Annotated in this window: 25 protein-coding genes and 2 pseudogenes; 17 read left to right on the top strand and 10 right to left on the bottom strand. The window is 67.2% G+C overall.

The window, feature by feature from the left end:
* Both M8330_RS11495 and M8330_RS11490 read left to right on the top strand, forming a co-directional pair.
* On the top strand, nt 1-323 hold a 323-nt coding region (locus tag M8330_RS11495), incomplete at its 5' end, for an integrase core domain-containing protein (RefSeq protein WP_250827432.1).
* A gap of 161 nt (nt 324-484) precedes the next feature.
* Nucleotides 485-1,015 (top strand): transposase, encoded by a 531-nt coding sequence (locus M8330_RS11490; RefSeq protein WP_250827431.1) that lies wholly within the window; start codon nt 485-487, stop codon nt 1,013-1,015.
* Nucleotides 1,016-1,067: 52 nt separating this feature from the next.
* Here the strand turns inward: M8330_RS11490 and M8330_RS11485 are convergent, their stop codons facing one another.
* The gene (locus tag M8330_RS11485) at nt 1,068-1,481 is read right to left on the bottom strand and encodes a VOC family protein (RefSeq protein ID WP_250827430.1); all 414 of its coding nucleotides are present in this window, start codon (nt 1,479-1,481) and stop codon (nt 1,068-1,070) included.
* Nucleotides 1,482-2,646: 1,165 nt separating this feature from the next.
* Here M8330_RS11485 and M8330_RS11480 point away from each other — a divergent pair.
* Entirely contained in the window at nt 2,647-4,104 is a 1,458-nt protein-coding gene (locus M8330_RS11480) for a DNRLRE domain-containing protein (RefSeq protein WP_250827429.1), read from the top strand.
* A 1,670-nt stretch (nt 4,105-5,774) separates the two neighbouring features.
* On the opposite strand, the gene M8330_RS11475 is transcribed toward M8330_RS11480, so the two are convergent.
* The 3 genes from M8330_RS11475 to M8330_RS11465 all read right to left on the bottom strand — a co-directional run bounded on the left by M8330_RS11475 (nt 5,775) and on the right by M8330_RS11465 (nt 7,037).
* On the bottom strand, nt 5,775-5,954 hold the full coding sequence (locus M8330_RS11475) for a transposase (RefSeq protein ID WP_250827428.1): 180 nt from the start codon (nt 5,952-5,954) through the stop codon (nt 5,775-5,777).
* Between the two features lie 223 nt (nt 5,955-6,177).
* A complete protein-coding gene (locus tag M8330_RS11470) occupies nt 6,178-6,441 on the bottom strand; it encodes a transposase (protein WP_250827427.1) in 264 nt (87 codons plus the stop codon).
* Between the two features lie 284 nt (nt 6,442-6,725).
* Nucleotides 6,726-7,037, bottom strand: a complete 312-nt coding sequence (locus M8330_RS11465) for a hypothetical protein (RefSeq protein ID WP_250827426.1) — start codon at nt 7,035-7,037, stop codon at nt 6,726-6,728.
* 503 nt (nt 7,038-7,540) lie between these two features.
* Here M8330_RS11465 and M8330_RS11460 point away from each other — a divergent pair.
* From M8330_RS11460 to M8330_RS11450, 3 genes are all read left to right on the top strand, one after another.
* Complete coding sequence (locus M8330_RS11460; RefSeq protein ID WP_250827425.1) at nt 7,541-7,894, top strand: hypothetical protein; 354 nt, start codon at nt 7,541-7,543, stop codon at nt 7,892-7,894.
* Between the two features lie 52 nt (nt 7,895-7,946).
* Nucleotides 7,947-8,648: an ABC transporter ATP-binding protein gene (locus tag M8330_RS11455; RefSeq protein WP_250827424.1), complete on the top strand. Its 702-nt coding sequence runs from the start codon at nt 7,947-7,949 to the stop codon at nt 8,646-8,648.
* Nucleotides 8,649-8,733: 85 nt separating this feature from the next.
* Nucleotides 8,734-10,908, top strand: a complete 2,175-nt coding sequence (locus tag M8330_RS11450) for an FtsX-like permease family protein (protein WP_250827423.1) — start codon at nt 8,734-8,736, stop codon at nt 10,906-10,908.
* Here M8330_RS11450 and M8330_RS11445 read toward each other — a convergent pair.
* A complete protein-coding gene (locus M8330_RS11445; protein ID WP_250827422.1) occupies nt 10,905-11,150 on the bottom strand; it encodes a hypothetical protein in 246 nt (81 codons plus the stop codon). The two genes, M8330_RS11450 and M8330_RS11445, sit on opposite strands and share 4 nt — an antisense overlap.
* A 256-nt stretch (nt 11,151-11,406) precedes the next feature.
* On the opposite strand from M8330_RS11445, the gene M8330_RS22680 reads away from it, so the two are divergent.
* A complete protein-coding gene (locus M8330_RS22680; protein ID WP_372490199.1) occupies nt 11,407-11,604 on the top strand; it encodes an integrase core domain-containing protein in 198 nt (65 codons plus the stop codon).
* 159 nt (nt 11,605-11,763) lie between these two features.
* Here the strand turns inward: M8330_RS22680 and M8330_RS11440 are convergent, their stop codons facing one another.
* Nucleotides 11,764-12,546 carry an alpha/beta fold hydrolase gene (locus M8330_RS11440; RefSeq protein WP_250827421.1) on the bottom strand — a complete coding sequence of 261 codons (783 nt, stop codon included), beginning with the start codon at nt 12,544-12,546 and terminating at the stop codon, nt 11,764-11,766.
* 536 nt (nt 12,547-13,082) lie between these two features.
* Here M8330_RS11440 and M8330_RS11435 point away from each other — a divergent pair.
* Entirely contained in the window at nt 13,083-16,550 is a 3,468-nt protein-coding gene (locus M8330_RS11435; protein WP_250827420.1) for a family 78 glycoside hydrolase catalytic domain, read from the top strand.
* Between the two features lie 136 nt (nt 16,551-16,686).
* Entirely contained in the window at nt 16,687-17,106 is a 420-nt protein-coding gene (locus M8330_RS11430; protein ID WP_250827419.1) for a cupin domain-containing protein, read from the top strand.
* A 119-nt stretch (nt 17,107-17,225) separates the two neighbouring features.
* On the opposite strand, the gene M8330_RS11425 is transcribed toward M8330_RS11430, so the two are convergent.
* The 3 genes from M8330_RS11425 to M8330_RS11415 form a co-directional block, all read right to left on the bottom strand.
* Nucleotides 17,226-18,155, bottom strand: coding sequence for an SRPBCC family protein (locus M8330_RS11425; protein ID WP_250827418.1), 930 nt, complete (start codon nt 18,153-18,155; stop codon nt 17,226-17,228).
* On the bottom strand, nt 18,152-18,496 hold the full coding sequence (locus tag M8330_RS11420) for an ArsR/SmtB family transcription factor (RefSeq protein ID WP_250827417.1): 345 nt from the start codon (nt 18,494-18,496) through the stop codon (nt 18,152-18,154). The genes M8330_RS11425 and M8330_RS11420 overlap by 4 nt, the downstream gene beginning before the upstream one ends.
* A 137-nt stretch (nt 18,497-18,633) precedes the next feature.
* Nucleotides 18,634-19,401 carry a GntR family transcriptional regulator gene (locus tag M8330_RS11415; RefSeq protein ID WP_308195927.1) on the bottom strand — a complete coding sequence of 256 codons (768 nt, stop codon included), beginning with the start codon at nt 19,399-19,401 and terminating at the stop codon, nt 18,634-18,636.
* 404 nt (nt 19,402-19,805) lie between these two features.
* On the opposite strand from M8330_RS11415, the gene M8330_RS11410 reads away from it, so the two are divergent.
* The 7 genes and pseudogenes from M8330_RS11410 (at nt 19,806) to M8330_RS11380 (ending at nt 25,956) form a co-directional block, all read left to right on the top strand.
* Nucleotides 19,806-19,949, top strand: coding sequence for a hypothetical protein (locus tag M8330_RS11410; RefSeq protein ID WP_250050819.1), 144 nt, complete (start codon nt 19,806-19,808; stop codon nt 19,947-19,949).
* Nucleotides 19,950-20,072: 123 nt separating this feature from the next.
* Nucleotides 20,073-20,942: pseudogene (locus M8330_RS22675) on the top strand (substrate-binding domain-containing protein); the annotation flags it as partial.
* 259 nt (nt 20,943-21,201) lie between these two features.
* Entirely contained in the window at nt 21,202-22,263 is a 1,062-nt protein-coding gene (locus M8330_RS11400; protein WP_250827415.1) for an ABC transporter permease, read from the top strand.
* Nucleotides 22,256-23,068 (top strand): ATP-binding cassette domain-containing protein, encoded by an 813-nt coding sequence (locus M8330_RS11395; protein WP_250052081.1) that lies wholly within the window; start codon nt 22,256-22,258, stop codon nt 23,066-23,068. The genes M8330_RS11400 and M8330_RS11395 overlap by 8 nt, the downstream gene beginning before the upstream one ends.
* Before the next feature lie 107 nt (nt 23,069-23,175).
* Nucleotides 23,176-24,186, top strand: a complete 1,011-nt coding sequence (locus tag M8330_RS11390) for a Gfo/Idh/MocA family protein (protein WP_250827414.1) — start codon at nt 23,176-23,178, stop codon at nt 24,184-24,186.
* A gap of 70 nt (nt 24,187-24,256) precedes the next feature.
* Nucleotides 24,257-25,138, top strand: coding sequence for a sugar phosphate isomerase/epimerase family protein (locus M8330_RS11385; protein WP_250827413.1), 882 nt, complete (start codon nt 24,257-24,259; stop codon nt 25,136-25,138).
* On the top strand, nt 25,138-25,956 hold the full coding sequence (locus M8330_RS11380) for a TIM barrel protein (protein ID WP_250827412.1): 819 nt from the start codon (nt 25,138-25,140) through the stop codon (nt 25,954-25,956). The genes M8330_RS11385 and M8330_RS11380 overlap by 1 nt, the downstream gene beginning before the upstream one ends.
* Here the strand turns inward: M8330_RS11380 and M8330_RS11375 are convergent.
* Nucleotides 25,953-26,426 carry an MFS transporter gene (locus tag M8330_RS11375; RefSeq protein ID WP_250827411.1) on the bottom strand — a complete coding sequence of 158 codons (474 nt, stop codon included), beginning with the start codon at nt 26,424-26,426 and terminating at the stop codon, nt 25,953-25,955. The genes M8330_RS11380 and M8330_RS11375 overlap by 4 nt on opposite strands.
* Here M8330_RS11375 and M8330_RS21995 point away from each other — a divergent pair.
* Nucleotides 26,335-26,607, top strand: a pseudogene (locus M8330_RS21995) (DeoR family transcriptional regulator); the annotation flags it as partial. The gene M8330_RS11375 and the pseudogene M8330_RS21995 sit on opposite strands and share 92 nt — an antisense overlap.
* Nucleotides 26,608-26,628 lie beyond the last annotated feature (21 nt).

The following is a 26,628-nucleotide window of genomic DNA, read 5'->3' as shown; positions in this document are numbered from 1 at the left end:
GTCAATTCACGTCCGTGCGATACGGCGAACGGCTCGCCGAGATCGGCGCCGTGCCCTCGATCGGGACCGTCGGGGATTCGTACGACAATGCCCTGACCGAGACGGTCAACGGCTACTACAAGGCCGAACTCATCCGCGGTCCCGCCCGCGACGGCAGGCCCTGGAAGACCGTCGAGGACGTCGAGCTCGAGACCCTCTCGTGGGTCCACTGGCACAACAACGACCGCCTGCACGGCTACCTCGACGACGTCCCGCCAGCAGAGTTCGAAGCGACGTTCTACGCTGCCACCAGGACCGGCCAGACCTTGGTCGGAATCCAATAACCCGAGTCTCCAGAAGACCCAGGGCGGCTCAGTTCGGCCCGTGGACGCGGGTCTGGTCGCAGTTCCGCCGCTGGTCGCGCAACGGCACCTGGGCGCAGGCCCTGACGGTGCTTCACGCAGCCGCGCGCCGACACGACGGAAGGGCGGAACAGACGCCCTCGATGGTCGTCATCGACACCCACCTGGCCCGCGGCGCCTCCAATGGAGGTTTCACGTTTCACGACCGAGGCGGCCCCTATGGCCGCACCAAGGGCGCGAAGCGCGTCGTGGCGGTTGACGTGACGGGCCTTCCAGTGGCCGCGCTGGTGGTGCCCGCCTCGACCCACGAGAACCGGGCCAGCGACCTCATGTTGGACAACCTGACCCAGCAGGGCGTCACCGACCGGCTCGAGCTGGTCTTGGTGGACCGCGGGGTCACTGCCGTCGCCGCGCGGGGCCTCAGCCGAGAGCACGACCTCGAGGTTCGCCGGGTCGGGTGGGACGACAAGCAGCCGGTCTTCCGCCCCATTCGGCACGCCTGGCGCGTCGAGGTCGCCCACGGGCGCCTCGGACGCTCTCGCCGGCTAGCAAAGTCGTTCGAGAACACGACCACCTCGGCGACAGGCTGGCTCCAGGTGGCCTGCATCGCCACCACATTGCGCCACCTTTCTCGAGAACGAGCACGCCCCGCGCCAGCTGGCCTCGCTGCCTGAGCGCTCACGCGGACCGCACTCATCGCGGCATGTGAGTGCGCGTGGCTCGGTCCTACTGGACGAGGAGACAGAAGGGATGCCCGGCTGGATCCGCGAGCACATAGAGGGGTTCGCCCTCGTCCTTTGAGCGGTCGTACAGCACACGAGCGCCAAGAGCCTCCGCATGCTCGCGATGCCGCTCCAGGTCCTCGACTGTGGGGACTTGGAAGTCCATGTGCATCTGCATTGGGACTTCCTCGGATGGCCACGTCGGGGGCGTGGTTTCCTCCTTCGCCTGCACGGTCACCACGCGGTTTCCGCCGTCGTCGAGCAAGACCAGCCAGTCCGCGTCATCGGGGCTGCCGTCGGTCGGTGGGTCTTCGCCATCCCGGTAATGCAGACCGAGCAACTCGCGGTAGAACTCGGCCAAGCCTCTACAGTCCTGCGCGTCGATTGCGGTGTGAAGCAGGACGGGGTAGCCGGACATGAGGCCTCCTCAATTGTCGTCCGAACTCACCGTATCTCCGCCGTGAAGCACGACCGCTCATCGGCACGTCCGCGCTACTCGCGGCATGAGCGGTCGCAGTCCGTGGTGGACAGTTCCCTCGGCACCGTGACCAGCACCCGACTCTGGGCAGATCCGGAAGCTGCCGTCCCCAATAGGGACACACCCAGTAAGTGCTCCGATGACCTGCGTGAGGGATCTACCCGAGGTTGTCGATCGCCGGCAGGACTCGGCCAGGTGCGCGATCGCCCGCCCAAAGCATGATCTGTCCAGGGCAGGACGCGCGGACGATTGTGATCTGGAGCACGAAAGGCGTAAGGGGCTGCTGAACGTGGCGTCATGGTGCACGATGCGTCAGGCACTTCAGGCAACCTGACAAGAGAGAAAAGGGATCTTGCCAAACTATATCCGCGCCACGGGATTCCTGGCTATCGCAAGTCTTATTGGAAGCGGGCTGACAATTTCTGCCGCAGGCGCGGTTGCGCCGAAAGTGGAAGATGGTGGCGGATGGCAGGATGTTTCATTGCCCGTTCCCGTCAATTCGTTTACTGACGTTACCCGGCTTTCCGACGGAACTGTGCTGGCTTCGATCACACAGACGCCAACTAACTATATCGACTCAAGTGGGCAATGGGCAGACATTGACACGAGCCTAGAGCGTCGGCAGGGGGGGGGGGGGGGTCCGTTAACGCTGCCGGCCCGGTGACTGTCATGCTGCCCGAAGACCCTGCTAAGGGGTCGCTTCGGGTGTCCGGCAGTGGTGGTTGGATGCGCATGACGCTCTCGGGAGCCGACGGGACGGATGCTGACTACCAAGTGAACGGCAGCTCTGCAGCAGTTACAAGCGACTACCACGAAGTACACGGTAGTTCCCCAGGGCGTCAAGGAAGAGATCGTCCTCGACTCGCCCCCGTCCACGGACTCGCTAAAGCATGTTTACCAACTGACTGGCCCGGAAGATGCGACCTCGAGAATTGATGAGGCCGCTAATAGTATCGAAATCCTTGATGGCCGCAATGATGTCTTCATGACGATTCCGGCGCCCATCATGTGGGATTCCGCTTCACCGAGGGCTGTGTCCGAAGATGTCGATTATGAGCTAAAGTCCGATGGTCCCGGCTCTTGGATACTTACGGTATCCCCAAGCATGGCATGGCTGCAGAGCCAGGACAGGGCATTCCCTGTGACTATCGACCCCAGCCTGTTGGCGGGCGACGAACGAGACTGTTACATCACTAGCAAATACCCCGACAGTCACTTCTGTCAAAACCCTTACATCAAAGTCGGACAGGCTTCAGCTTCCGAGGCGTATCGCGGACTAATCAGTTTTGATACATCGGCTATTCCACAAGAGGCCAAGATCGACTCTGCGGTGGCATCCCTCTACCTTGAGGGGAGCCAGAGTCTGAACTCGCAGCGCGCAGACTACGTGCTCGTGCGGGCCGGTGATGAATACAACGGGTATGCCTCTTGGAATACTTCCGGAACTGTGAGCTGGTCGGCGGGAGATCCCCAAATGAGTTCATTTGGGAGTGCTGTCAACCTAACGGGTGCGGGTACGGGGTACAGGCAGTTCGACATTAGTCACATTGTTCAGACTTGGGCTGAGGGAGAGTTCGACAACGACGGGCTGGTGTTGGTTCAGGATGAGCCCGTAAGCAACGTTCTGAATTTCGCCTCGAATGCCGCCGGGGAATCGACGAAACCAGTCCTCGACGTGATCTACACTGATCCGGAGACGCCGGCTGGCAGTACGGAAAGCTCCACGTATGAGACGCAGTCGTACGGAATCCAAAACGGCGAGGACGCTGACGGCAACCCCACGACAAATGTCGCCGATCAGTCGGAGATCAAGACATTGGACGCCAACGGACAGGTGATCGCTCAATCACCATCCGACTCGTCGGCTCAGGTTTATGCCGCGCCGACTGACGACACATCGTCGGATGACCCACTGACCGACGAGCGCGGCGTATCCGAGGCTGGGAGGACTCAGTATCCGTGTGTTGCCCGGACGAAGGGAAGGAATGTCCAACGTCTCCCTGTGGTCAGCCACACGGCAAAGTTCGTGAAGGGTAGGGCGAACATTCAGACAACTACCATGACTTCACGCGCCTATCGCGCCCGCCAGCTGGACACAGGCTGGACTACTCAGTATGAAACTTGCTCGGTGGTCCGTGGCCAGAATGATTCCTGGCGCCGAATGGCCAAGTTTATTTCGGTCCAGGTGAGACCCTACAACTCAAAGGACACTCTTCTTGGTGAAAAGCATGGCAAGAAGATTGACGAGGGAACCATGAAGGTGGGCCTAGCCTTCCAACTTCAGGCCGGCGAAGCTGCAAGCGTCAAGGCTGATATTGCGGCCGATGATGGTGGCGTCTATGTTGGTGGTGTGGGCGAGGGTAGCTGCACCCCCAAGAGCGGTGCTTCAATTGAGGGCCCCGACTGGGCAGGCGCAGAGTCGAACTGGGTCTATGCCGGGTGGCGAAAGAGTGCATTCAGCCTCGGCCCGCGCGATCAGAAGGTGAACATTCGGCATGCCCTGTACGAGTTCGACGGAGGGCGAGTCAAGAGTGTTCTATTTTTTGATACTGGCTGCTTTTGAAATAAGTGGTGACGGCAATGAAACTTGGTTGGCGTAAACTCTCTAGCGTCAAGAGATTGGCGCTGCCTTGCCTGCTCATGATGGCCGGTTTGGGACTATTAGCTGGGGGCTGCGTCACGCCTCCGCCGCAGGGTGCCGGGGATGGGGAGATCCATTCAGAGGCCATCGGGAATCGGGGTTATTCCGATTTCCTCCGTGCGGTGAATTCGCGTGAACTTGTTGTCTACTTGGGGGACCAATCTGCGCACGGCGCCCTCGGGATCATTGGCAATGACGGACTTTCTCTCGTTGGTGGGGCGAACGTGCCGTGGATTACTGCGCTGAACGGATCTTCAGGACGAGTAGTTGTTTCAGGTGAGCGGGATCGGTCGACGGGCTTGCCCGGTCCACAGCAGATCTGGGCTCTGGAGCATGGACGGTTCGTCACCCTGGCTGGTCCGCGGGCGGGCTTAGACGTTGGTTCTCCCATCCCAGGAGGCGGTGTTTCGGCTGTTGACCTCGAGGGCGGGTACGCGGTTCGGCGTAGTGGTGAGTCGTGGACCAAGGGCTCAATCTTTAGGCGGCGTTACCTGTCTGCGCCGACATGGACGAATGTGCAAAGCATGTACGTTCTAAAGCACGCCTTCACGGACCATGCCTCGTTGTGGCGTGTGACAGATGGTCTGGACCCTGTAGCTATTCGTGACTTGCCTTGCGCTGCTGGCGTGAGCGTCTTCCCAGGAACTCATCGCTTGGGGGTCTACTATGACACCACCAATGCAGCATGCAGTAGGCGCCCAGCATTTCTTGCCGGCGCTGGTCTCGCCGGTCATGGGCCAAGAGGCTGGGCCTTTCGTGGGTGGGGTTCCGATTCCTCCACTGCGCTGCTCGCCAACGGTAACGTTCTGGGCGTCTGGTCCACGTCCGAGGACCGCTTTATGGCCACGGTCGAGCTGCCGACCAAGGTCCATAACGTCGCGGTCCTCAAGTAGCGTCCTGCTCAGAATTTAGGGCCTGGCGCAGGATCTGGCTGAAGCTGCCGTCTAAGGGCGTATAGCGCCGATGGCGTGATGCGTGGCGGCGGCTTCTTCCGTTTTCTCCAGGCTCGTTGCCTGAGGCTCAGGTGAAATGGTCCCCCCGCGGAAAGAGTGATCTGCCGTTTAGATGCCCGGACGTATGGGGCTCTTCACAGATGAGGGTGTAGGCGGGGCCCGAAGCCACCGGCCTCGAGGAGGCTACTGGCGATGTAGTGGGTCAGGTCAGGTTGCGAATCCCAGGGCCGAGCCGAGGAGGTGTTCGAGGCGGCCGTTGACGGCCCCGGTCGGTCCGTTTCTGGAGCTTGGGTGGTCGAAGCAGGCTTGGTTGTCGTCGGCTCGTTTGTCCAAAGTTCGCCCGAGTGTGATGAGCGAGGGAGGCGCCTTCGGGACACCGCTGGCCAGCGAGGCGATGAGTTGGGGTCATGATCTCGTACCCCTGACGACGCTCCTCGTTGCGGTGGGCGGTAATTATTCCAAGGTAGACATTCCACGTCGCTTCGATCTCGACGTGCCGGTTGTCAGCGAATAGGGGCCCGGATCCGGGCGGCCTGCCGATAGCTGAGCGACCCGACGCCGGTGTGCAGCATCCGGCGGACCCGGTCGAGCTCGGGACGCGCCTGCTCCATGGCTTGCCGCTTTGCAGGCTCTTCGGATCTAAGCGTGGGTAGGTGCTCGTCGGTAGGGCCTGTCTCCGGCTGCGGCGAGGAGGATGCGTAGCCGGTAGTGGTCGAAGTTGCGGAAGCCGTGGGCGAGTCGGCGGATCTTCTCGATGATGAGGTTGATGGCTTCGGTGCCGCCGTTGCTGACGCCGCCGGTGGTGGTGAAGTAAGCCAAGACCTGGGGCCCGCCAGGCACCCAGTGTCCGGCCCAGGCCTGCGACCTCTCGGATGGGGCACGACGGGAAGATCGCGATGACCTTCGCGGCCAGTCTGCGCCTCGCAGCCAGGCTGGGGGCGGTAGATCGCGCCGAGCTGCTAACAGTGCCAGGCGATGGTGACCTCCTAGGCGGGGTCGCCCGCGCTCAAGGCCACGTCCAGGCGGGTGCGCTGACGTGGGGTCAGGTATTCCTCGCCGTGGCACAGCAGTCGCCGGATTTATGCAGCGGATCGTCCTCGTAACCCTGCCGGCCCAGCGTGTCCTGCTGCACCCGCCGGGCGCACCTCGTCGACGACCCCGATGCCCAACTTGACGACCCCTGCTTGTGGTGGAGGGCGTCCAGGACGGCGACGGCATCGGGCAGCTCATCACGGATCGCGTTGGCGTAGCCGCGGAACGGGTCGAGTGCTGCCTGATCGATCCCGGCGATCCAAGGCTGCGTCACGGGTCTTGAGCCAACGCAGGGCCAAGGGAACGCCGAAACACGGAGCATCGGCCAGGTCGTGGACGCGGCGGCCGTGGCCGATCGCGACGAGCCCACAGTCCGGGCGCTCGGCCAGGTCGGAGTCGGACTCCACCGTTACCACCACACGGTCCAGGGAGCGGTCGACGTCGAGGACGTGGAGGCCATCGTCGCCCTGCAGGAGATTGGCGCGCGGACACCACCGGTGCCCGTCGCCGCACGTACAGTGCGTCATGTTCGAGGTCTTCAGCTATTCAGGTGCTTGGTCACTCCTGATCCTGAAGACCTCGACATCTTCTGCGCCAGCACGCCGAGCCGCAGCCCGCCTCGAGCATCACTAGGGAGGAGCACCTACCCACGCTTAGATCCGAAGAGCCGTCAATCCCCAAGAAGCGGCGCAGCTCTTCGGCGCCGTCGACTGAGACATGGTCGTCTGGGCGGATGAAGGTCGCAGGCGTCACGGTCACACGCTGCTCGTCCACTCCGACCTTGCCTTGGCCGGTGCGCTGCACGATCGGTCGGCGGCCGTTATGGACGTATCCGACCTTACGACTGACCGCCGCGCCTGCATCGAACATGGGTTCTATCTTGGTACGTGTCGGCCAACCGTCCCAAGAACGACCGCTGGCCACCGTGGCTAGACACCCGGTTCGTCATGGTCCGCAGTTTCGTGAGGCTGCGCCTATGGCGGGGCCTGAATTTCGACTGGAAAGGCCGCGGCCGCTCTCGCGGGGCCTTGTTCGCTCGATTCGACGACGCCGCTTTCCGAATACGACACCCAGCGGGACGCCGAGGCCGTGCTGCCGCGGACTGAGTTGAAGCGCCTTTTCGGGGTTTGCGAGACACGGGAGGGCGCCTCAATGCCCGCATCCAAGTTATTCAAGGCCAGACTATTGACAATGCATCGAGGTTCGTGGTCTGTTCAGCGCAACCAGTTTCCAGTGGCTGGTCTCAAACCCTTGGGACGGCTCTGGAGCGGGTACGAACCATTGATCGTGGCAGGGGTCATTTTCAATTCTCGGGGGTTCGATTGCATGTTCCCCATGAGTCGGTCGCGCCACAAGGACAGAGGGAGCAGCAAGTGATTAAGTTCAATAAGATCGCAGCCGCGGCAGCATTCGTGGCCGCCGCCACCGTGACAGGACCGGCGTTGGCGTCTCAGGATATCCCGTGGACGTGGAACTCAGGTGATCACGACGCCCAGGCAAACTTCAAGGCGTACGGCGAGGTCTACCACGGTAAGGGCTACGAGCCGGACAGCTACGTCGACTGGACGGGCCCCAGCGGCAGCGGGCGCTGGAACCTGGGCAAGAGCGGGAACCTGCAGAGCCTCAACTTCAGTTGGGCTGAGGGCAAGACTGTCAGCCTGAACGTCTGCCAGCAGCACAACTTGTACCCCGACGACTGCAGCGGAAAGAAGTACGGCGTTTCCTGAGTCCAGCTCAGGATGGTCCGGCACGGGTTCACCTCAAAGAGAGATCGAGTACATGCTTGCTGATGTGGTGGTGAAGGTGCGTGATCTCGCCGTGTCTCGGGGGGGTGTTCCCGTGCTGGGCGGCATTGACTTGGAGATCGCGGCGGCGGAGACGGTCGCCATCAGCGGTCCCAGCGGTTCGGGGAAGTCGACCTTGCTGGGCGCTCTGGCAGGGCTGGTCAAGCCCCACGATGGCGAGATCTGGATCGCCGGAGTGCGGCAAGAGCCCTCTGCTCGTCGGTGGGCTGCTACGCGTCTGCGAGAGATCGGAATCGTGTTCCAGAGCGACGAGTTTCTCCCTGAGCTGACGCTGACGGAGAACGTCTGCCTGCCGTCGATGCTGGGCGACCGCTCGACTCGCGTCGCCGACTATGCCGAGGCCGCAGATGAGCTACTTGCGCGGCTGGGCGTCGAGGGCCTTGGCGCAAGGCGTCCCTCGGAGGTGTCGGTTGGGCAGTTGCAGCGAGCGGCTGTAGCTCGTGCCGTACTCGGCCGACCCTCGATCATCCTGGCGGATGAGCCGACGTCCGCACTTGATCAGGCGGCTGCCCGTGACGCCCTTGGTCTTCTCCTGGGCCTGGCCAAGGAGGAGGGTGCAGCTGTTTGCATCGTCACCCACGACCCTGCCGTCGCGGCATTGTGTGACCGGCGGCTGCTTCTTCAGGACGGTCAACTGGTCCCCGTGCAGCACGCCCAGCCGGCCGCCCATGCGTGACGTCCGAGTCGCGGCCTGGCTGGTCCACAGGGTAGCGCTCCGCGGCCCAAGCGCCGGGTTGCCGGCGTTGCTGTTGGCCGTCGGCATGGCGGCGATCGTGTTGCTGGGTCTTACCTCGGTATCTGCCCTACAGGTGGCCGTCCGCCAGGACGACCGGGCGACCGACATCGCGGTGATGGTGGACCCAGCTCAGGCGGCGGGTGACGCGGACGACCTGCGCATCGTCGACCCGCGTACGACGAATGCGCGGCGGTGGGACGGCTACGGGATTAGGCGGGAGTACTACACGGCCGGAAGCTCGCAGTTGGTTGCGCCGGGCGTGCCCGCGATGCCAGGCCCGGACGAGTTCTACGCCTCTCCCGACCTGGTCGACCTCATGTCGTCGGACCCGACAGTCGGAGCCCTGTTCAGTTCAGAGCGACTCGTTGGCGAGATCAGTCCGGCCGGGCTTGTCCAGCCGCACGAGCTGCGTGCGATCCTGGGTGTCGACGCCGAGCGGAACCTGCTGATAAAGGTCGACGGATTCGGCGGGAAGCCGGCGCCAAGTGTGGCCGAGCGCGATCCCCAGACAGTGCTGAACCTCAGCGTCACCGCCTACGTCTTTGCCCTGGTGTGGATCCCGGCCGCCTTCTTCGTGGTTATCATCTCCCGGCTCGCCGCGTCGCGCCGCGAGCAGCGGGCGGCCGCGCTGCACCTGATCGGGTACCCGAGGTGGCGGATCCACCTCCTGCACTTCGTGGAGGCAGCCAGCATCTGCCTGCCGTCCACGATCTTTGCCGGCGTCCTCCATTGGGTCAGCACCCGCGGAGCCACGACGCTCCCGGGCACAACCTTCGGGTTCTTCTCCTCGGACGCGCAACTCTCCCTCACGACGTACATGGTCGTCTGCGCACCCCTGCTGCTCCTTGTCTGCTACGCGGTGTCGAGCGATCGCCGAACGCTCGGATTGGACCGGCGCACACGAGTCAAGCCGCGAAAGAACGCAGTGCCGCGCCTCGGGTCGGCGGCCCTGGCGGCCGGGTTCATGCTGCTGGCGCTGCCCTCGGCGGCATCACTCGACGGCGCCCTGACGCCACTAGCTCTCTGGGTCGGCATCGTGCTGTCCGCCGTCGGCATCGCCGTCGCAGGGCCCGCGTTGGTGATGGCCGCGCTCGCCGCACGCCTTGAGCACACAACCGCGCCTCGGTTGGTCGGCCGGCGGATGGCATCCGATCGCGTCACCACGGCGCTGCGGTTGGCGAGTGTCCTGAGCGTGATCATCGTATTGCTGCTCGGCAGCCAATCGTTCGCCTCCGTGCTCAACGGCGGCTCAGCGCAGGACTGGTCGCAGCGGCTGGAAGCACAGGGAAAGGTACCGGTCGTGGCGACCGACCTTTCCGGCGCGCTCACGCTGGAGGAGGTCTCCAGCCTCAGGCGCATGACCGGAGCTACCGAACTGAGCTCCGTGAAGGCGGACGGTGGGTTCGTAAGCGTCGTCTTTTCCTCGTGCGAACGACTGCGCGTGCTCACCGGTCGCCGGGACAATTCAGACTGTCCCGCAACTCACGGCCCGATGTGGTTGGGCGAGGCGCCAGCCGCAGATCGGCGTCACGAGATCGGCGACGAGCTGACCCTGCCCTCAGGCGACAGAGTCCGGGTACCTGCCCCCACGGCAACGCTCGACCTACCAGGAATGCCCGACGCCTTTGCCGGCGCGCTCCTTGTGTCTACCGACGTCGCGCCCCAAGCGCGGCAAACCGACGGCGCCACCTTCTTCCTGCTCGCACCAGCAACCGAGGTGACCTCGGTCCTCGCCGCGCTGTCCTCCCTCGAGCCGACGCTCCAGCTCGACCTTGGTGCTCTCGACCGGCATAACCCCGACACCCAGGAGTATCCCGATCAGGTGGAGTGGCTAACGATCGGTGCGGTCGTCAGTCTCCTGCTCGGGTTTCTCTCCCTGCTTGTCGTGTCGCTCGGCGAGGCGCAGGAGCGTAGCCCGCGGATGCGCGCCCTGCGGGTGCTCGGCGCGTCAAGGAGCCAACTGTTCACCATGCACTTTTGGTGCGTGGCGGTCCCACTCGTGCTCGTCGGGTTCGCCGCCATCGTGGTGGGCTGGCTCGCGGCGCAGGCGATGCGGAACATCGATGACCGAGCGGACATCGACCCACAGCTCTACGGGCTTCTCGCACTTGCTGTGGGGCTGGGCGGTCTTGTCGTCTGCTTGGTGTCGTGGCGCTCTGTGACCAGGCCATCGCAGCGGGCCGGGTCATTCGGTGCCTAGCTTGCCTGCAAATCTCGCCCTGACACCAGCCGTGGCACGAATGTCTGCGAGGCGTCGTCGTTGACCAGCGACGCCGCCCCGAAGGTGAAGATCATGGACAGCAGCAGCGGGAGGAAGAACTCCCTACCCCACCAAGCTGGGTAGATTCTCAACAAAGCCCGCAACAGGTCGGTACCGACCACGAGGGTCTGCTGTACGGATTGGTGACGTGGTTTGGCGCGCCGCCTGAGGTCGATCGTCATGCCCGCCGTTCTCGTGCCCTATCTGTGCCCGCGGTCTGGGCATTCGCGTGTTCGTGCTGGTGCCCGGCGGGGGAGTCGGGGTCTGTAAATCCGTCGCGAAAGCTTCCCAGGTTCGAATCCTGGATCTGCCACCAGCAGAACAAAGAGCCCCTGACCAGCGGAAACGCCGGTCGGGGGCTCTTTCGTCGTGTCCGGCTGTGCCTGACGGTGATCGGCTGTGTGCGGCGATCTGTGTCAGATAAGCGTCGACAACACGATGATCGAATCGTTCAGGTCGACCATGCCACGCGAGCTCCTCGATACCAGGCGATGGGACACCCAGGAGCAGCCCGCCACGGCGATATTCGAATGGATCGAGGCTTGGTGCAACCCACGCCGCAGGCACACCAGCCTCGGCATGCTCAGCCCCGTCGAGTACGAAACCCTTCACGCGACCGCCGAAACGGCGGCATGATCACCACAACAACCGTGTCCGGTAAACCGGGTCAGGCTCATCTTTGCGGCGATAGGACATGGCCGCTTCGCGGCGCTGTGACGCCCAGGTTCGCGCGTCCCGCTTGGGGATGCGGCTAGGGCGACATGCGCCCTCGTGGGCCGGGCAGCGCGACCGACCTCACCTGGTGCGGTCAAGGATCAGTCGGGTTGCCTCATGCGGTGCGTCCCATTGTGGGAAGTGGCCACACCGCTCGAACCAGTGCAGCACCGCGTCCGGGAACAGCTGCGTCGCACGTGCGGCCTGCCTCGGCACGGTCACCAGGTCACGACGACCCCAACCGATCGTGACCCGGCCGGGCACGGTGCCGGCCGGCGCACCCTGCTGCTTGGGCCCCTTGGTCAGGGCGTCCAAGGCCGCGCCAGTTGACGGGGACTCAGCCAGCCCGCGCACATCCGGCAGCACGGTCTCGCGCGAGAGTGCCCAGGGCCGCGCCGACAGCTGCGCCAACAGCAGCGTCGTTCCCACGGGGTTACCCAGCAGTGCTGGCAGCGTGCCTCGCAGCGTCCGGACCAGAGCGATCGAGGGCCGAAGCGTGGCCGCGAAGACGGCGAGCTCGCGGTCGCTCCAGAAACCACCCGGGTCCAATGCCACGGTGTCGCCGCCGACGCCTCGCCGTGCGAGCTCGAGCACCATCCGGCCACCCATCGACTGACCGACCGTCGACACCCCGTCCAGACCCTGTTCGCGGATGAATTCTGCGACGGAGTCGGTCAGGGTGGCGACGGAGACCTCGCCGGTCAAAGGAGGCGACTCGCCGAAACCCGGCAGGTCGACGGCGATGACCTCACGGCTCTCGGCCAGCTCGTCGATGATCGGGGACCAAGATCGCCATCCAGCGCCCAGACCGTGCACGAGCAACAACGGGCTGCCGCTTCCGCGGCGCACATGGTTCAACGTCATCTCTTGAACGTTAACCCACGCGGAAAATGGGTCTGCCCCTCCTGTCTCGATGCGTCTGGCTGCATTGTTCGACGGGGGAGGCGCCGGGCGCATCGGGGAAAGCCTTAGATGCGGTCTTAGTCGGCCGGCCGCACGCTGCGTTCCGCTGGTCCTGTGGCCGCCCTGGGCCTCCTCGGCCAGAACGGACTCGTCACCCTCGCCTGGTCTGCGCCTGGTCTGCGCCTGGTCTGCGCCTGGCCAGGCCGGTCACGTCGCCGGGACCTGCGTGCGGGGCTCCGAGGAACGTCACTGCCAGGACCGGGGATGTCCGCTTTCGGTCACGTCCTTGTCGAAGTGAATCCTTTCACTTAGCGTGCGTGACGCCCGTCACGTGAGAGGAATGCTTAGTTTCTTCTTCGCGGGCGCCAAGGACCCTCTACAGATCGGATGCACCCGTGCGCAGGTGGGAGTCGACACGACGTGGTGTCGTACGTAGGACGGCGGTGGCGCTGGCGACGGCGTCCCTACTGGCAGTACCGGCCTCGACCGGCATTGCCGTGGCTTCGCCGGCTTCGAGTGGTGACAACGTTTCAAGGCCGTCCGTCGGGGACGCAGCGGCGACCGGCCTGAAGGTCGACGGGCTGGACCGTCCGGCGGATCTCGAGGACCTCGCTTCGCCCGCCTTCTCGTGGACGCTGACCTCGCTCCCGCGCCAGTCGGCCTACCGGATCGTCGTTGCCACGACTCCCGAGCTGGCAGCCGCCGGCAACGGCGACGTGTGGGACTCGGGCAAGGTGGCCTCCGCGGAGCAGACCGACGTGGCCTACGGCGGCGACGAGCTGTCGTCCTCGCAGCGCTACTTCTGGTCGGTGCGGGTCTGGGGCGGTTCCGACACCGCCCTCGACTGGGCCGAGCCGTCCTGGTTCGGCACCAGCCCCGGTGCCACCTGGGACGCGGCGACCCCGATCTGGACGCCCTCCCCCACCACCGGCTGGACGGACTACACGATGACCGGGAAGCTGACCGTGACTGCGGTCGCCGTGGGCATCAAGTTCCGCGTCAGTGGCAACAACGCGTACATGTGGCAGTTCCGTGGCGACAACCGCCTGGTGCCGCACAAGCAGACCAACGGCAGCTACGCGACCCTCGGGTCCGCGGTCGACCTCCCGGCCGGCACCCTCCAGGTCGGCACCGAGGCCGACATCGCGATCGAAGTGGCCGGGTCCACGATCACCACCTCCATCGACGGCGTGCAGGTCGACCAGCGCACGGACTCCGCGTTCGGCTCGGGCATCGTCGGCGTGCGCACGGGCCGCACCGAGACCGGCCTGCTCGACGACGTCACCGTCACCAGCGCGACCGGCGAGGTCCTGTTCTCCGACGACCTCAGCGCTACGAACCCGTTCGCCTGTGGCACCGTCAGCGGCGGGCGGCTGAGCATCCCCGTCTCCGCCGACTGCGGGCTCGCCGGGTACGGCAACGACTGGGCGATGTTCCGCAAGGACGTCGACGTGGCGGACAAGCCCATCGCCTGGGCGACCCTCTTCGCCACCGGTACCGAGTGGCGGGCCTCCAAGCAGTACGTCTTCAAGGCTGCCGTCGACGGCACCTTCGTCGGCCTCGGCCCCACGGCCCCGGTGGGTGGCGAGACCCGCTTCGACGGGTTCGACGTGACCTCGCTGCTCGAGCCCGGTACGACGTCGACGGTCTCTGTCGTGGCGAACAGCAGCAGTGCGAACGCCCGGTTCCTGGGCCGGCTCGAGATCGTCTACACCGACGGCACCCGGCAGGTCGTCGGCACGGGGGCGGACTGGCAGTCCTTCTCGGCGGGCCGTGTGTTCCGCTCGCCCGGCAGCTACGGCACCAGCTACTTCAGCGCCCCGCGCGAGAACCTCGACGCGCGACTGTTCCCGACCGGCTACGACCAGCCGGGATTCGACGCGAGCGCGTGGAAGCCCGCCGAGGAGCGCTCGGACATCGCGGACCTGCAGGCCGCGCCCATGGCCAAGGTGACCGAGCAGCTGCGCGACGCCTCCTCCGTCACCACGCTCGAGGACGGCAGCCAGGTCATCGACTTCGGCCGCACCTGGATGGGCGGGATCGCCTGGGACGTCGCAGAGGGGGTCGCCGGCAGGGAGGTGCAGGTCCGGTTCGGACAGGTGCTGAACGACGACGGCTCCGTCCGCTATCGGACGTCGGCGGGCAACACCTACCTGGACACCCCGACCCTGCGTGACGGCGCGCAGCACGTGGAGACCTGGGGCATGCGGACGTTCCGTTACGTCCAGGTGATCGGCTCGCCCGAGCCGCTGACGACGGACTCCGTCAAGGCGCTCGCCCTGGTCTACCCCTTCGACGAGGACGCCTCGGCGTTCGCGTCCTCCGACGACGCCCTCGGCCAGGTCTACGCCCTGTCGAAGAACACCATCGAGGCCACGAACCTCAACTTCTACACCGACTCCTGGGAGCGGGAACGCACCAACTACGAGGCCGACGCCTACCTGCAGCTCATGTCCTCGCTCTACCTCATGGACGACCTGTCGCTGGGCCGCTACTCCATGAACTACTTCAAGACCAACCGGACCTGGCCCACCGAGTGGCCGGCCTATGTCGTCCTGGCCGTCCACGACGCCTGGCGCCAGACCGGCAACACCGAGCAGGTCGAGGACTACTACGAGAACCTCAAGACCAAGCTCCCGTCGAAGTGGATCGAGGAGAGCACCGGCCTGGTCCGCAAGACCTCCGGCAGCAACGGCTGCAACTCCGTCACCGACTGCGACATCGTCGACTGGCCGACGAGCGAGCGCGACGGCTACGTGTTTCGGCAGTACAACACCGTCATCAACGCCATCACGTACCGCACCCTCGTGGACATGTCCGAGATGGCCGCCGCCATCGGCAAGGACGACGAGGCCGCCGACTACTCGGCCCAGGCGGCCGACCTGCGGGACGCCATCAACGCGACCTTCTACGACCCCGATACCGGGGCCTACGACGACGGCGCGGACGCCTCCGGCAACCTCACCGGGCACGCCTCGGTCCACGCCAGCGCGTTCGCCCTCGCGTTCGGCGTGCCGGCCGACGACCAGCAGGCCACGGTGGCCCAGTACGTGAAGTCCCGTGGGATGGCCTGCAGCGTCTACTGCGCCGCCTTCCTGATCAAGGGGCTCTACGACGGCGACGACGGTCAGACCGCTCTCGACCTGCTCACCGCCGACGGCACCCGCAGCTGGATGAACATGATCGAGGCAGGTGCCGGCGCGACGATGGAGGCCTGGGACATCTCGCTGAAGTCCAACACCAGCTACTCCCACCCGTGGGCTGCCTCGCCCGCCTTCAACATCCCCTCCGGGTTGTTCGGCATCCAGCCGGCCACGGCGGGCTACGAGACCATCAGGATCGAGCCGCACCCCGGAGACCTCGAGTGGGGCACGATCAAGACCCCCACCGTCCGCGGCAGCGTGGGCAGCGCCTTCGAGCAGCGGGAGGACGGCACCACCCTCGTCGTGTCGGTCCCCGGCAACACACAGGCGAGCGTGAGTCTGCCGACGGAAGCGCGAGGCGCGACGACCGTCTACGTCGACGGGTCGCCGCGCGAGGTCGTGGCGGCCGGCGGCTACGCCGAGGTCGAGGTCGGGGCCGGCTGCCACGTCCTCTCGCCGACCGCCGAGACCACGGCGGACCTCGACCGGCTCACCTCGGTGTGCGCGGTCGACCCGGTGATGGCGCCGGTCGCCACGACCGACCCGACCATCCACGGTGCCGCCCGCACCGGGGCACGCTTGGTCGCCTCCCCGGGTGCCTGGGACGCCGACGTCGCCATCTCGTTCCAGTGGCTGCGTGACGGGGTCGAGGTGGCCGGCGCGACCGGTCGTCTCTACCGCCCGACGGTGGAGGACGTAGGAGCCCGGATGTCGGTGCGGGTGACCGCCTCGGCTGAGGGTCGGCCCGAGGGAGTCGCCACCTCGAGCGAGACCGAGCCCGTCGTGCGCAGCGGCGTTGCCGCGGCTCCCGGGCTCTCCTGAAGAAAGCGGCTCTACGCCCACGGAAGGCGCGTACCCGAGGTCGGGAACCAGGAGAGGGGTCCTGACAGACCCTCGGCGGTCTGCTTGCCTCGGGCAACCATGGGCACGTACGCACCGACCCGCACCGAGGAGAGACATGCCCGCGTTCGACCAGCCCTTCGCCACCGGCGAGCCCAACGACGCCTTCGCCCAGTACTTCACCGGCCGGAGCTACCTCGCGCCGGTCAGCACCGACAGCAGCGTCGTGGTCTCGAACGTGACCTTCGAGCCGGGGTGCATCAACCACTGGCACGTCCACCACGGCGTCGACGGCGCGGGCGACCAGGTCCTGATGTGCACCGCCGGCAGCGGCTGGGCCCAGCTGGAGGGCGAGGAGCCGATCAGCATGGTGCCCGGCACCGTCGTCCGCGTGCCCGCCGGCACCAAGCACTGGCACGGTGCCAAGGCGGGGTCGTGGTTCTCGCACCTGGCGTTCATCACGCCTGGTGAAGGCGTCAGTAACGAGTGGCTGGAGCCTGTCGACACCGAGCTCTACGCGGCGCTGCCTGTGGGCTGAGGTCGTGGTCGGGTGCGGGGATCTCGTGGCTCGTCGCTTGCGCTCCTCGCACCTCGGTCACCGGTGGGTCTCGGTCTCGCGACAGGACTTCGTCCTTCCTCGGCCAGCGGCCTGCTCGATCACCGGTCGGTGCGGAGGTTCTCGAGCTGCTGCACGTGGGCGGGGAGGTGCCGGGAGGCCTGGGTGTCGAGCGCGACGGCGCCCCACGGCATCGGCTGGTCGAGCACCACCTCGCCGTCGTGCAGCAGGCGGCAGTGGACGGCGGTCTCGCGCTGGGCGGGGTCCAGCCGGGCCGCGGCGACGCACGCGAGCGTCGCCACCGCGCGACCGTGCGCCACGAGGGCGTCCAGGTCGGCGAAGCGGGCGACGTGGGCGGCGAGCACGGCCGGGTCCTGGCTGACGACGTTCTCGAACCGCGCCTCGCGCTGGTGCACGAGCGCGTTCGCGACGGCGATCATCGCCTGGTCGTTGAGGGTCACGTGGGCCACGGTGGACGCGGCGTCCCACTCGCCCTCGGCCGGTGCCGGCCCGAACGGACCGGCCAGCGCGGCCGCGAAGAACGTCTCGTACGCCGCCTCCAGCTCCGCGAGACCGGGCACGGGCGCGGCCGGGCCGTCCGCCACGTCCGCGAAGTGCTCGAGCACGAAGCCCCAGGCCCCGGGCCCGACGTAGGTGCGGCGGCGCTCGTCGGCCTGCTCGCCGAACCGTTCCCACCCGCGGTGCTCCAGCTCGACGCGGGTGCCGTCGCCGTCGGCGAGGAACCGCACCTCCACCTCCGAGGCGTCGTCGGCCTCGCGGCCCGGGTGCCAGGAGAAGGCCAGCAGCTGCCCCGGCGTCCAGGCCAGCACCTCGCCCCACGTGGTGCTGCGGCCGTCGAGGGCGCGCTCGACGAGCAGCCCGTCCTCGAAGCCCACCCAGCCGCACTCGCCGCCGAAGAGCCCGTGGGTGGCGATCGGCCACCAGGCGCCGATCTGCTCGGTGAAGACCTCGAAGGCGCGGGCGGGGGAGGCGGGGACGGAGATGCTGCGCAGGACGGGCGCGGTGCTCATCGGTGCTCCTCGGTGTTGGTCCCGGTGTCGGCCCCGGGGCTGGTGTCGGTGACGTGCTGGGCGAAGGCGGCGAGGACGTCGTCCCAGAACCCGTCCACCCACGCACGGACCTGCGCCAGCTGGTCGAGGTCGACCCGGTAGAGCCGGCGGGTGCCCTCCGCACGGACGGCGACGAGCCCGGCGTCGCGCAACACCTTGAGGTGCTGGGAGACCGCCGACTGGGTCATGTCGAGCTCGTCGGTGAGCTCGCGGACGCTGCGCTCGTGCGGGGCGACCAGCTCCAGGATGCGCCGGCGTGCCGGCGTGCCGATCGCGTCCAGCGCCCGTGCTGCATCAGTCATGGCTAATGATTAGCAAAGGCTCATACTGCCTGGCAAGAGCCTTGTCAGGATGCACGCAGGCCCCGTCCCTTCGCGGGAACGGGGCCTGCGTGTGGGCCGGCGTGTGGGCCTGCTGTGGGAGCGGGTCCAGCGGTCGGTCAGGACCGCATCAGGCTCGTCTCGAACGTGTAGCGACTGGCGGCGTAGACGTGGCTGCCGTACTCGACGACCGTGCCGTGGTCGTCGTAGGTGGTGCGTTCCATCGTGAGCAGCGCCGAGCCGCGCGGCTCGTCGAGCAGCCGCGACTCCGAGGCGGTCGCCTGGCGAGCGCCGACCACCTGCGTGGCCATGTGCATCTGCACGCCGCGGGCCCGCAGCAGGGCGTAGAGGCCCTGCTCCTCGAGGGTCTCGGCGTCGAAGTCGACCAGACCGGTGGGCAGGTAGTTGGTCATCTTCGCGATCGGCCGACCGGCGGCGCTGCGCAGGCGGACGACGCGGACCACCGGCTCGCCCGGCTTGACCTCCAGCTTGGCGGCCAGGGCCTCGTCGGAGTCGATCTCCTCGAGGGCCAGCACCTGGGTCGTGGGGGACTGGCCACCGGACTTGAGGTCGTCGAAGAGGCTGGTCAGCTCCATCGGGCGCTTCACCTTGGGGCGCACGACCCGGGTGCCGATGCCGCGGCGTCGCACGACGAGTCCCTTGTCCACCAGCTGCTGCATCGCGCGGCGCATCGTGGGGCGGGAGACGCCCAGTCTTTCTCCCAGCTCGATCTCGCTCGTGAACAAAGTGCCCGGCGGGATCTGCCCGGAGGTGATCACCTGCTCGAGGTGCTGGGACACCTGGAAGTGGAGCGGCACGGGGCTGTTGCGGTCCAGCACCAACGGTGGCAGCACGGCCGTCTGCGTCGGCTCCCCCTGGTCGCTCACGTCTCCATCATCCCAGGTCCGAGGCGGTTTCCGGGAAACAGGCTGCTCCGTCATGGGTGGGCCGCCGGCCTGCCGATGGGGTCAGAACCGGGCGCACACGTGTGCCACGCCCCTCGCCGAGCTGAGATCTGGACCACGCCGCGCCTCCTTTGGCCTGACATTAGGGCGTCACTGTGAGGGGTCACTGCGGGGTCACGCAAGCGTTACGGCGACATTTCAGCGTCGCCGCTGCTCAGCCCTACACATGCTGGAAACAATTTTGTTGGCATGTCACGACAAAGTGTTGACGTGAGGCCGATCACATGGCTTCAATTGCTCCAACGACCTCGTAGCGGTCGCCAGTCACCGGAATGCGGATACGTCGAGTCTCGGCGTCTCGCCGCGGGACCTCTCAGGAGCATCAGATGAAGCTGGGCGTCGACATCGCGAGCCTGCACCGCCGAACCCTCACCACGGGGTCCTCGGCCGGCGCCGGTCTCGGGTCGTCCAGCATCCGGCCCACCCACGCCGTGCTCCTCGAGGCCACCGCCGACGCCGGGGTCCGCTGACCCCGTCTGGCACCACTCACCTCCACCTCACCGGCACTCGGGCAGGGCTCCCGCCTCCGAGTGCCACCCCAGACCTCGCGACTCCAAAGAGGGAGCGCAGGACCTTTCAGAAGGGATGCAGGAATGAACGCACTGACCAAGGCCGGCAAGCTGGCGAAGGCCGGTACCGTCCTCGCGGCGGCCACGCTGGCTCTCGCCGCGTGCGGCGGTTCCGACACCTCGGACGCCTCCTCCTCCAACTCGGGCACCGCCTCCGCGGCCTCCTCGGAGAGCAGCGGCAAGAGCGTGTGCATCATCGGCGGCGCGGACGCGTTCTTCGCAGTCGTCAAGAACGGCGCGGACGCCGCCTCCCTGGCCGTCCAGGACGCCGGCACCGACTACACCTGGATGCCGCTGCCGACCTACGAGAACATCGGCCCGGACATGGTGAAGCTGATCCAGCAGGCCGTCTCCAACGGCTGCACCTCGCTGGCCCTCCCGGACTGGGTGCCGGACGCCGAGAACCCGGCCATCGCCGACGCCATGGACTCCGGCCTCTCCGTCGTCCTCTACAACGCCGGTGGCGAGTCCGAGGTCGAGAACACCGGTGCCCTGGGCTACTTCGGCACCGACGAGTACGAGGCCGGCAAGGCCGCGGGCGAGTACCTGGCCGAGAACGGCGCCACCAACGTCATCTGCGTGAACACCTCGCCCGGCTCGGTCAACATCGAGGCCCGTTGCGACGGCACCAAGGACGGCATGGAGGCCAACGGCGGCACCGCCGACCAGCTGGTCCTCCCCGGCAAGTCCTTCGGTGACGCGGCCGCCATCTCCAACGCGGTCAAGGGCGCCCTCTCGCAGGACCCCAGCATCGACGGCGTCATGACGATCTCCTCGGCTGACGCCGACGCCGCGGCTGCTGGTATCCAGCAGGCCGGCAGCGACGCCCTCGCCGGCTCGTTCGACATCTCCGAGAACATCCTCAACCGCATCAGCGACGGCTCCCAGCTGTTCGCCGTGGACCAGCAGGGCTGGCTCCAGGGCTTCCTGGCCGTCTCCGCCGCCTGGCAGTACGACCAGTACGGCATCCTCCCGGCCACGAACATCATCCTGACCGGCCCGGCCCTGGTGACCGCCGACAACGTCGACCAGATCGGCGCCGGCGTCAAGACCGGCCCGCGCTCAGCAGATCGTGGGGGCGGGCCCGCGTCCTGCGCGAGCCCGCCCCGACCCACCCTTGAAGGAGCCCACCCCAGTGTTCAATCTGCGTTCGATGGCCCGGCGCCCGGAGTTCTCCGCGCTCATGGGCACGATCTTCGTCTTCCTGTTCTTCTCCTGGTTCGGTCGCCCGAACTTCCTCGGCTTCGCCGGCACCGCGACGTGGGTCAACGTCGCCGCCGAGCTCGCCCTCATCTCCCTGCCCGTCGCGCTCGTCATGATCGCCGGCCACCTCGACCTCTCGGTCGGCTCGGTGCTCGCCGCAGGCGCCATGACCTTCGCGATCCTCTCCGGCTACTACGGGCTGCCGTCCTGGATCGGCGTCATCGCCGGCCTCGCCGTCGGCGCCCTGCTCGGCCTCGTCAACGGCCTCCTGGTCACGAAGGTCAAGCTGCCGTCCTTCATCGTCACCCTCGCCACGATGTTCTCCATCCAGGGCATCGTCTACGGCGTCACCCGCCTCACCACCGGCACCGTGCTCGTGTCGGTGCAGGTGGACGAGGGCGTGAAGAACATCTTCGGTGGCCTGATGTTCGACCAGTTCGAGACCGCCGTCCTCTTCGCCCTCGCGATGGTCCTGGTCGTCTCCTGGATCGTCTACCGCACCCGCTTCGGCAACTGGGTCTACGCGATCGGTGGCGACGAGGTCTCCGCCCGCGCCGCCGGTGTCCCGGTCGACCGCACCACCGTCATGCTCTACATCGGCTCCGGCTTCGGCTCCGCCCTGCTCGGTGTCATCCAGGTCGCCCTGTACTCCAGCGCCCAGGTCTCCGCCGGCCAGTCCTACGTCTTCAACTCGATCATCGCGGTCGTCGTCGGCGGCGTGCTCCTCACCGGTGGCTTCGGCTCCCCGATCGGCGTCCTCTTCGGCACGATGACCTTCGCCATCGTCTACCAGGGCATCTACTACACCGGCTGGGACTCCGACTGGTCCGCGCTGATCCTCGGCATGCTGCTGCTGATCGCGGTCCTCTCGAACAACACCTTCCGCAAGCTGGCGATGTCCGCCGCGAAGCCCAAGGACAAGAAGAAGCCGGCACCTGGCGGCGGAGGCGGTCATGCCGCCACCGCGACCGCCACCACCACCGCGACGGAGAAGAAGGCGACCAATGTCTGAGTCCACCCCGTACATGGCCATCGAGAACGTCTCGAAGATCTTCGGTAGCTACGAGGCCCTCTCCGACGTCTCCCTCGACATCCACGCCGGCCAGGTGCTCTGCCTGCTCGGTGACAACGGCGCCGGCAAGTCGACGCTGATCAAGGTGCTCTCCGGCTTCCACGAGCCGACCTCCGGCACCGTGAAGATCAACGGCAAGCCCGTCCAGTTCAAGAGCCCCCGTGACGCCACGGCGGCCGGCATCTCCACCGTCCACCAGTTCGGCGGCACCTTCCCGCTGATGAGCCTGGGCCGCTCCTTCTTCACCGGCGTGGAGCCCACCAAGGGCTGGGGCCCGTTCAAGTACTTCGACAAGAAGTTCGCGAACAAGGTCGTCGTGGAGCAGATGCAGGAGATGGGCATCACCCGCGTCACCGACGGCGACCGCTTCGTCGGCAGCCTCTCCGGTGGTGAGCGTCAGGTCTCCGCCATCGCCCGTGCGGTGTACTTCGGCGCCAAGGTCCTGATCCTCGACGAGCCCACCGCGGCGCTCGGCGTGAAGGAGGCCGCCCACGTCCTCCGCATCATCATGCAGGCCAAGCACCGTGGCATCGCCGTCGTCCTGGTGACGCACAACGTCTCCCACGCGCTGACGGTCGGCGACCACTTCGCCGTCCTGATCCGCGGCGAGAAGGCCGACGACTTCGCCAAGGGTCAGCGCACCCGCGAGGAGATCACCGACCTGATGGCCGGTGGCGAGGCCATGGCCGAGCTCGAGGCCGAGCTCGCCAGCCTCACCGGCAGCGGCGACTCGATCCACGACTGAGTCGTCCCTCCCGAGGAACACGCGGCCGGCCCCGACCACTCGTCCGGTCGGGGCCTGCCCGCTCCGCCCCCCCTGCTCGCCGCAGCACCTCCCCAGCAAGGATCGTCATGTCCGACCTCCGCATCGCCGTCGTGGGCACCGGCCTCATGGGAGCCGACCACGTCCTCCGCATCCGTGACCGCATCGCCGGCGCCGTCGTCTCGGCGGTCATCGACCCCGACACCTCGCGCGCCGAGGCCGCCGCGGCCGACGCGCCGGGCGCCCGCTGCTTCTCCAGCCTGGCCGACGCCATCGCCGCCGACGCGATGGACGCGGTGCTGATCGCCACCCCGGGCACGTTCCACCAGCCCGATCTCCTGGCCGTCATCGAGGCGGGTCTGCCGACGCTGTGCGAGAAGCCGCTGACGCCCGACGCCGCCTCCGCGCTGGAGGTCGTGCAGGTCGAGGCCGCCGGCGGCCGCAAGCTGATCCAGGTCGGGTTCATGCGGCGCTACGACGCCGGCTACATGGAGCTGCGGAAGATGATCGCGGACGGCGGGATGGGCGACCTGCTCGCCCTGCGCTGCGCGCACCGCAACCCCGACGTGCCCGACAGCTACACCCAGCAGATGCTCATCAACGACTCGGTCGTGCACGAGTTCGACATCGTCCGCTACCTCACCCACTCGCCCGTCACCTCGGTCGAGGTCAAGCACCTCAAGCGGAACCCGAACAACGCCGCCCACCTCGACGAGCCGATCCTGGTGCTGCTCGAGACCGCCAGCGGAGTCGTCGCCGACGTCGAGATGAACGTGAGCGTCCGCTTCGGCTACCAGGTGAAGACCGAGGCGGTCTTCGCCGACGGGATCGCCGAGATCGGTCGGACCTCCGGCACCACCGTGTGGCGCGACGGCCGCTTCTCCGGCGCCGAGCACACCACCTTCAAGACCCGGTTCGCGCCCGCCTTCGAGCACGAGATCCAGTCGTGGGTGAACGCCGCCAAGACCGGCACCATCGACGGCCCCACCGCCTGGGACGGCTACCTGGTCGCGGCCGCCTGCGCCGCCGGCGTCCGGGCCCTGGAGGCGGGGGAGCGGGTCGAGGTCGACTACGCCGACCGCCCCGCCTTCTACGCCTGACGCGCCAGCCTGTCCGGCCCGGCCCGTCCCCGCCCGCCCTCCCCGCACCGACGCGAAGGACTGCACCCCCATGAAGATCGCCCTCGACCCCTACATGTTCCGCGAGGTCCCGCTGACGCAGCTGCCCGGCGTCGTCGCCGACCTGGGTTTCGAGTACATCGAGCTGTCCCCCCGCGAGGACTTCACCCCGTTCTTCCTGCACGCCCGCGCGAACGACGACACGGTGAAGGGCTTCAAGAAGGCCTTGGACGCCGCCGGCGTGAAGCTGGCCTGCCACCTGCCGCTGTACCGCTGGGCGGGCCCGGACGAGATCCAGCGCCAGGCCGCCGTCCGCTACTGGAAGCGGGCGATCGAGCTGACCGTCGAGCTGGACTGCCACATCATGAACTCGGAGTTCAACGGCCGCCCGGAGGACGCCGAGACCAGCGAGGGTCAGTTCTGGCGCTCGATGGAGGAGCTCCTGCCGGTCTTCGAGCGCGAGGGCGTGCACCTGCGCCTGGAGCCGCACCCCGACGACTTCGTCGAGGACGCGAAGACCTCGATCGACATGATCCGCGGGATCAACTCGAACCTCGTCTCCTACCTGTACTGCACGCCGCACACGTTCCACCATGGCGCACACACCGCGGAGGAGATGGTGGACATCATGGAGTACGCGGGCGACCTGCTGACCCACGTGCACCTGGCCGACTGCTTCGACCACACCGCGTCGTCCGGCCTGCGCTACATCACCAACCCGCCCGGCAACTCCGTGCGCGTGCACCAGCACCTCGACATGGGGCAGGGCGAGGTCGACTTCGACGCGTTCTTCGCCAAGCTCGGCACGATGGGCTTCGCGCAGAACGACGACGCGATCCTCACCTCCTGCGTCTTCGCGTGGGAGGACCGCCGCGAGGAGTCGACCCGCTTCATGCGCAGCGAGATCGACAAGCACGTGAAGCGGTGGGGCTGATGACGTCCGCCGAGCACGGCGAGGGCTTCGTCCTCGCCGCCTGCGCCGAGATGGTCTTCACCGACCTGCCGTTCCTCGAGCGGGTCGAGAGGATCCGGGACTTCGGCCTGGCCGTGGAGATCTGGGGCTGGCCCGGCAAGGACCTGGACGCCCTGGCCGCCACCGAGGCCCGGTTCACCTCCATGACCGGCTACGTGGAGGGCGACCTCATCGACCCCGACGGCGCCGACGCGCTGCTGAAGACGGCCGAGGAGTCCATCGCGGCCGCCCGCCGGCTCGGCGCGCGCACCGGCGTCCCGAACCTCAACCTCCACGGCACGGGCCTGGACGACAAGGGCCTGCCGATCAAGCCGATCGAGCACGTCACCGGCGCCATGTGGATGGCCGCGGAGAAGACGCTGGCCCGCATCGCCGCCCTCGGCGAGCGCGAGGACGTGGTCTTCTGCCTGGAGAACCTCAACCTGCCCGTCGACCACCCCGGCACGCCGTTCGCGCTGGCCGAGGACACCCACGCCCTCGTGGCGGCGGTCGACTCCCCGCACCTGCGGATGAACCTGGACCTCTACCACGCGCAGATCGGCGAGGGGAACCTCATCGAGCGCGTGCGCGAGAGCGCCCCGTACCTCGGTGAGGTGCAGGTCGCCGACGTGCCCGGACGGTGCGAGCCGTTCACGGGCGAGATCCGCTACCCGGCCGTCGCGGCGGCCCTCCACGACGCCGGCTACCGCGGCGTCGTGGGCATGGAGGCGTTCGCCTCCGGTGACTCCACGGTGGCACTCGAGCGCTTCCGCGAGGCGTTCACCCTGACGGCGGACTAGGAAGGGCTCCCCGGTCCGGCGAAGAAAAGGACAGGCCCCGCACCCACTGGGTGCGGGGCCTGTTCGTTCGTGCCCGGTCGGCTCCTGGTCGCGTCGGAGAGCAGGCCCACGGCAGGGGACGTCAGGAGGAAACCCAGCCGCATCAACCAGCCGACGACGGCGATACCGGTGCCTTGGGGCAGTCCGGGCACACGTCCGGCGGCCGCGAACGCTGCGGGCACGAGCGTGGCGCAGCCGAGGCCCGCGAGGGCGAAGCCCGCGAACGCCACGGGGTAGGCCGGAGTCAGCACGACCGCCAGCGAACCGCCCGCGACGAGCAGCCCGCCCGCTGCGGCGACGCGCTCGCGGCCGAAGCGGTCGGTGAGGGGGTCCCCCAGCATGCGACCGACGAACTGCGCCCCGAGCACGACGCTCAGACCGAGGCCCGCGATGCCCGGCGGTGCGTCGGTCTCGGTGCCCAGCAGGAGCACGACCTTGAATGATCGCGTGCAACGATCACTTCGCCACAAAGCGATCATCAGAGCGATCGGTGGCGCGGAGGTGATGACCGTCGACGACCTCGTTGCCCTGACCGGAGCCCCGGCCGTGACCATCCGCCGCGACCTGCGTGAGCTCGAGGGGCACGGCGTGCTGAGCCGACCCCACGGAGGTGCTCGGCGGCCCGCCAAACGG

The sequence above is a fragment of the Nocardioides bruguierae genome (genome assembly GCF_023656415.1).
Taxonomy (GTDB): Bacteria; Actinomycetota; Actinomycetes; order Propionibacteriales; family Nocardioidaceae; genus Nocardioides; species Nocardioides bruguierae.
The sequence above is the reverse complement of the archived record's forward strand: the minus strand, read 5'-3'. Positions and strand labels throughout refer to the sequence as shown.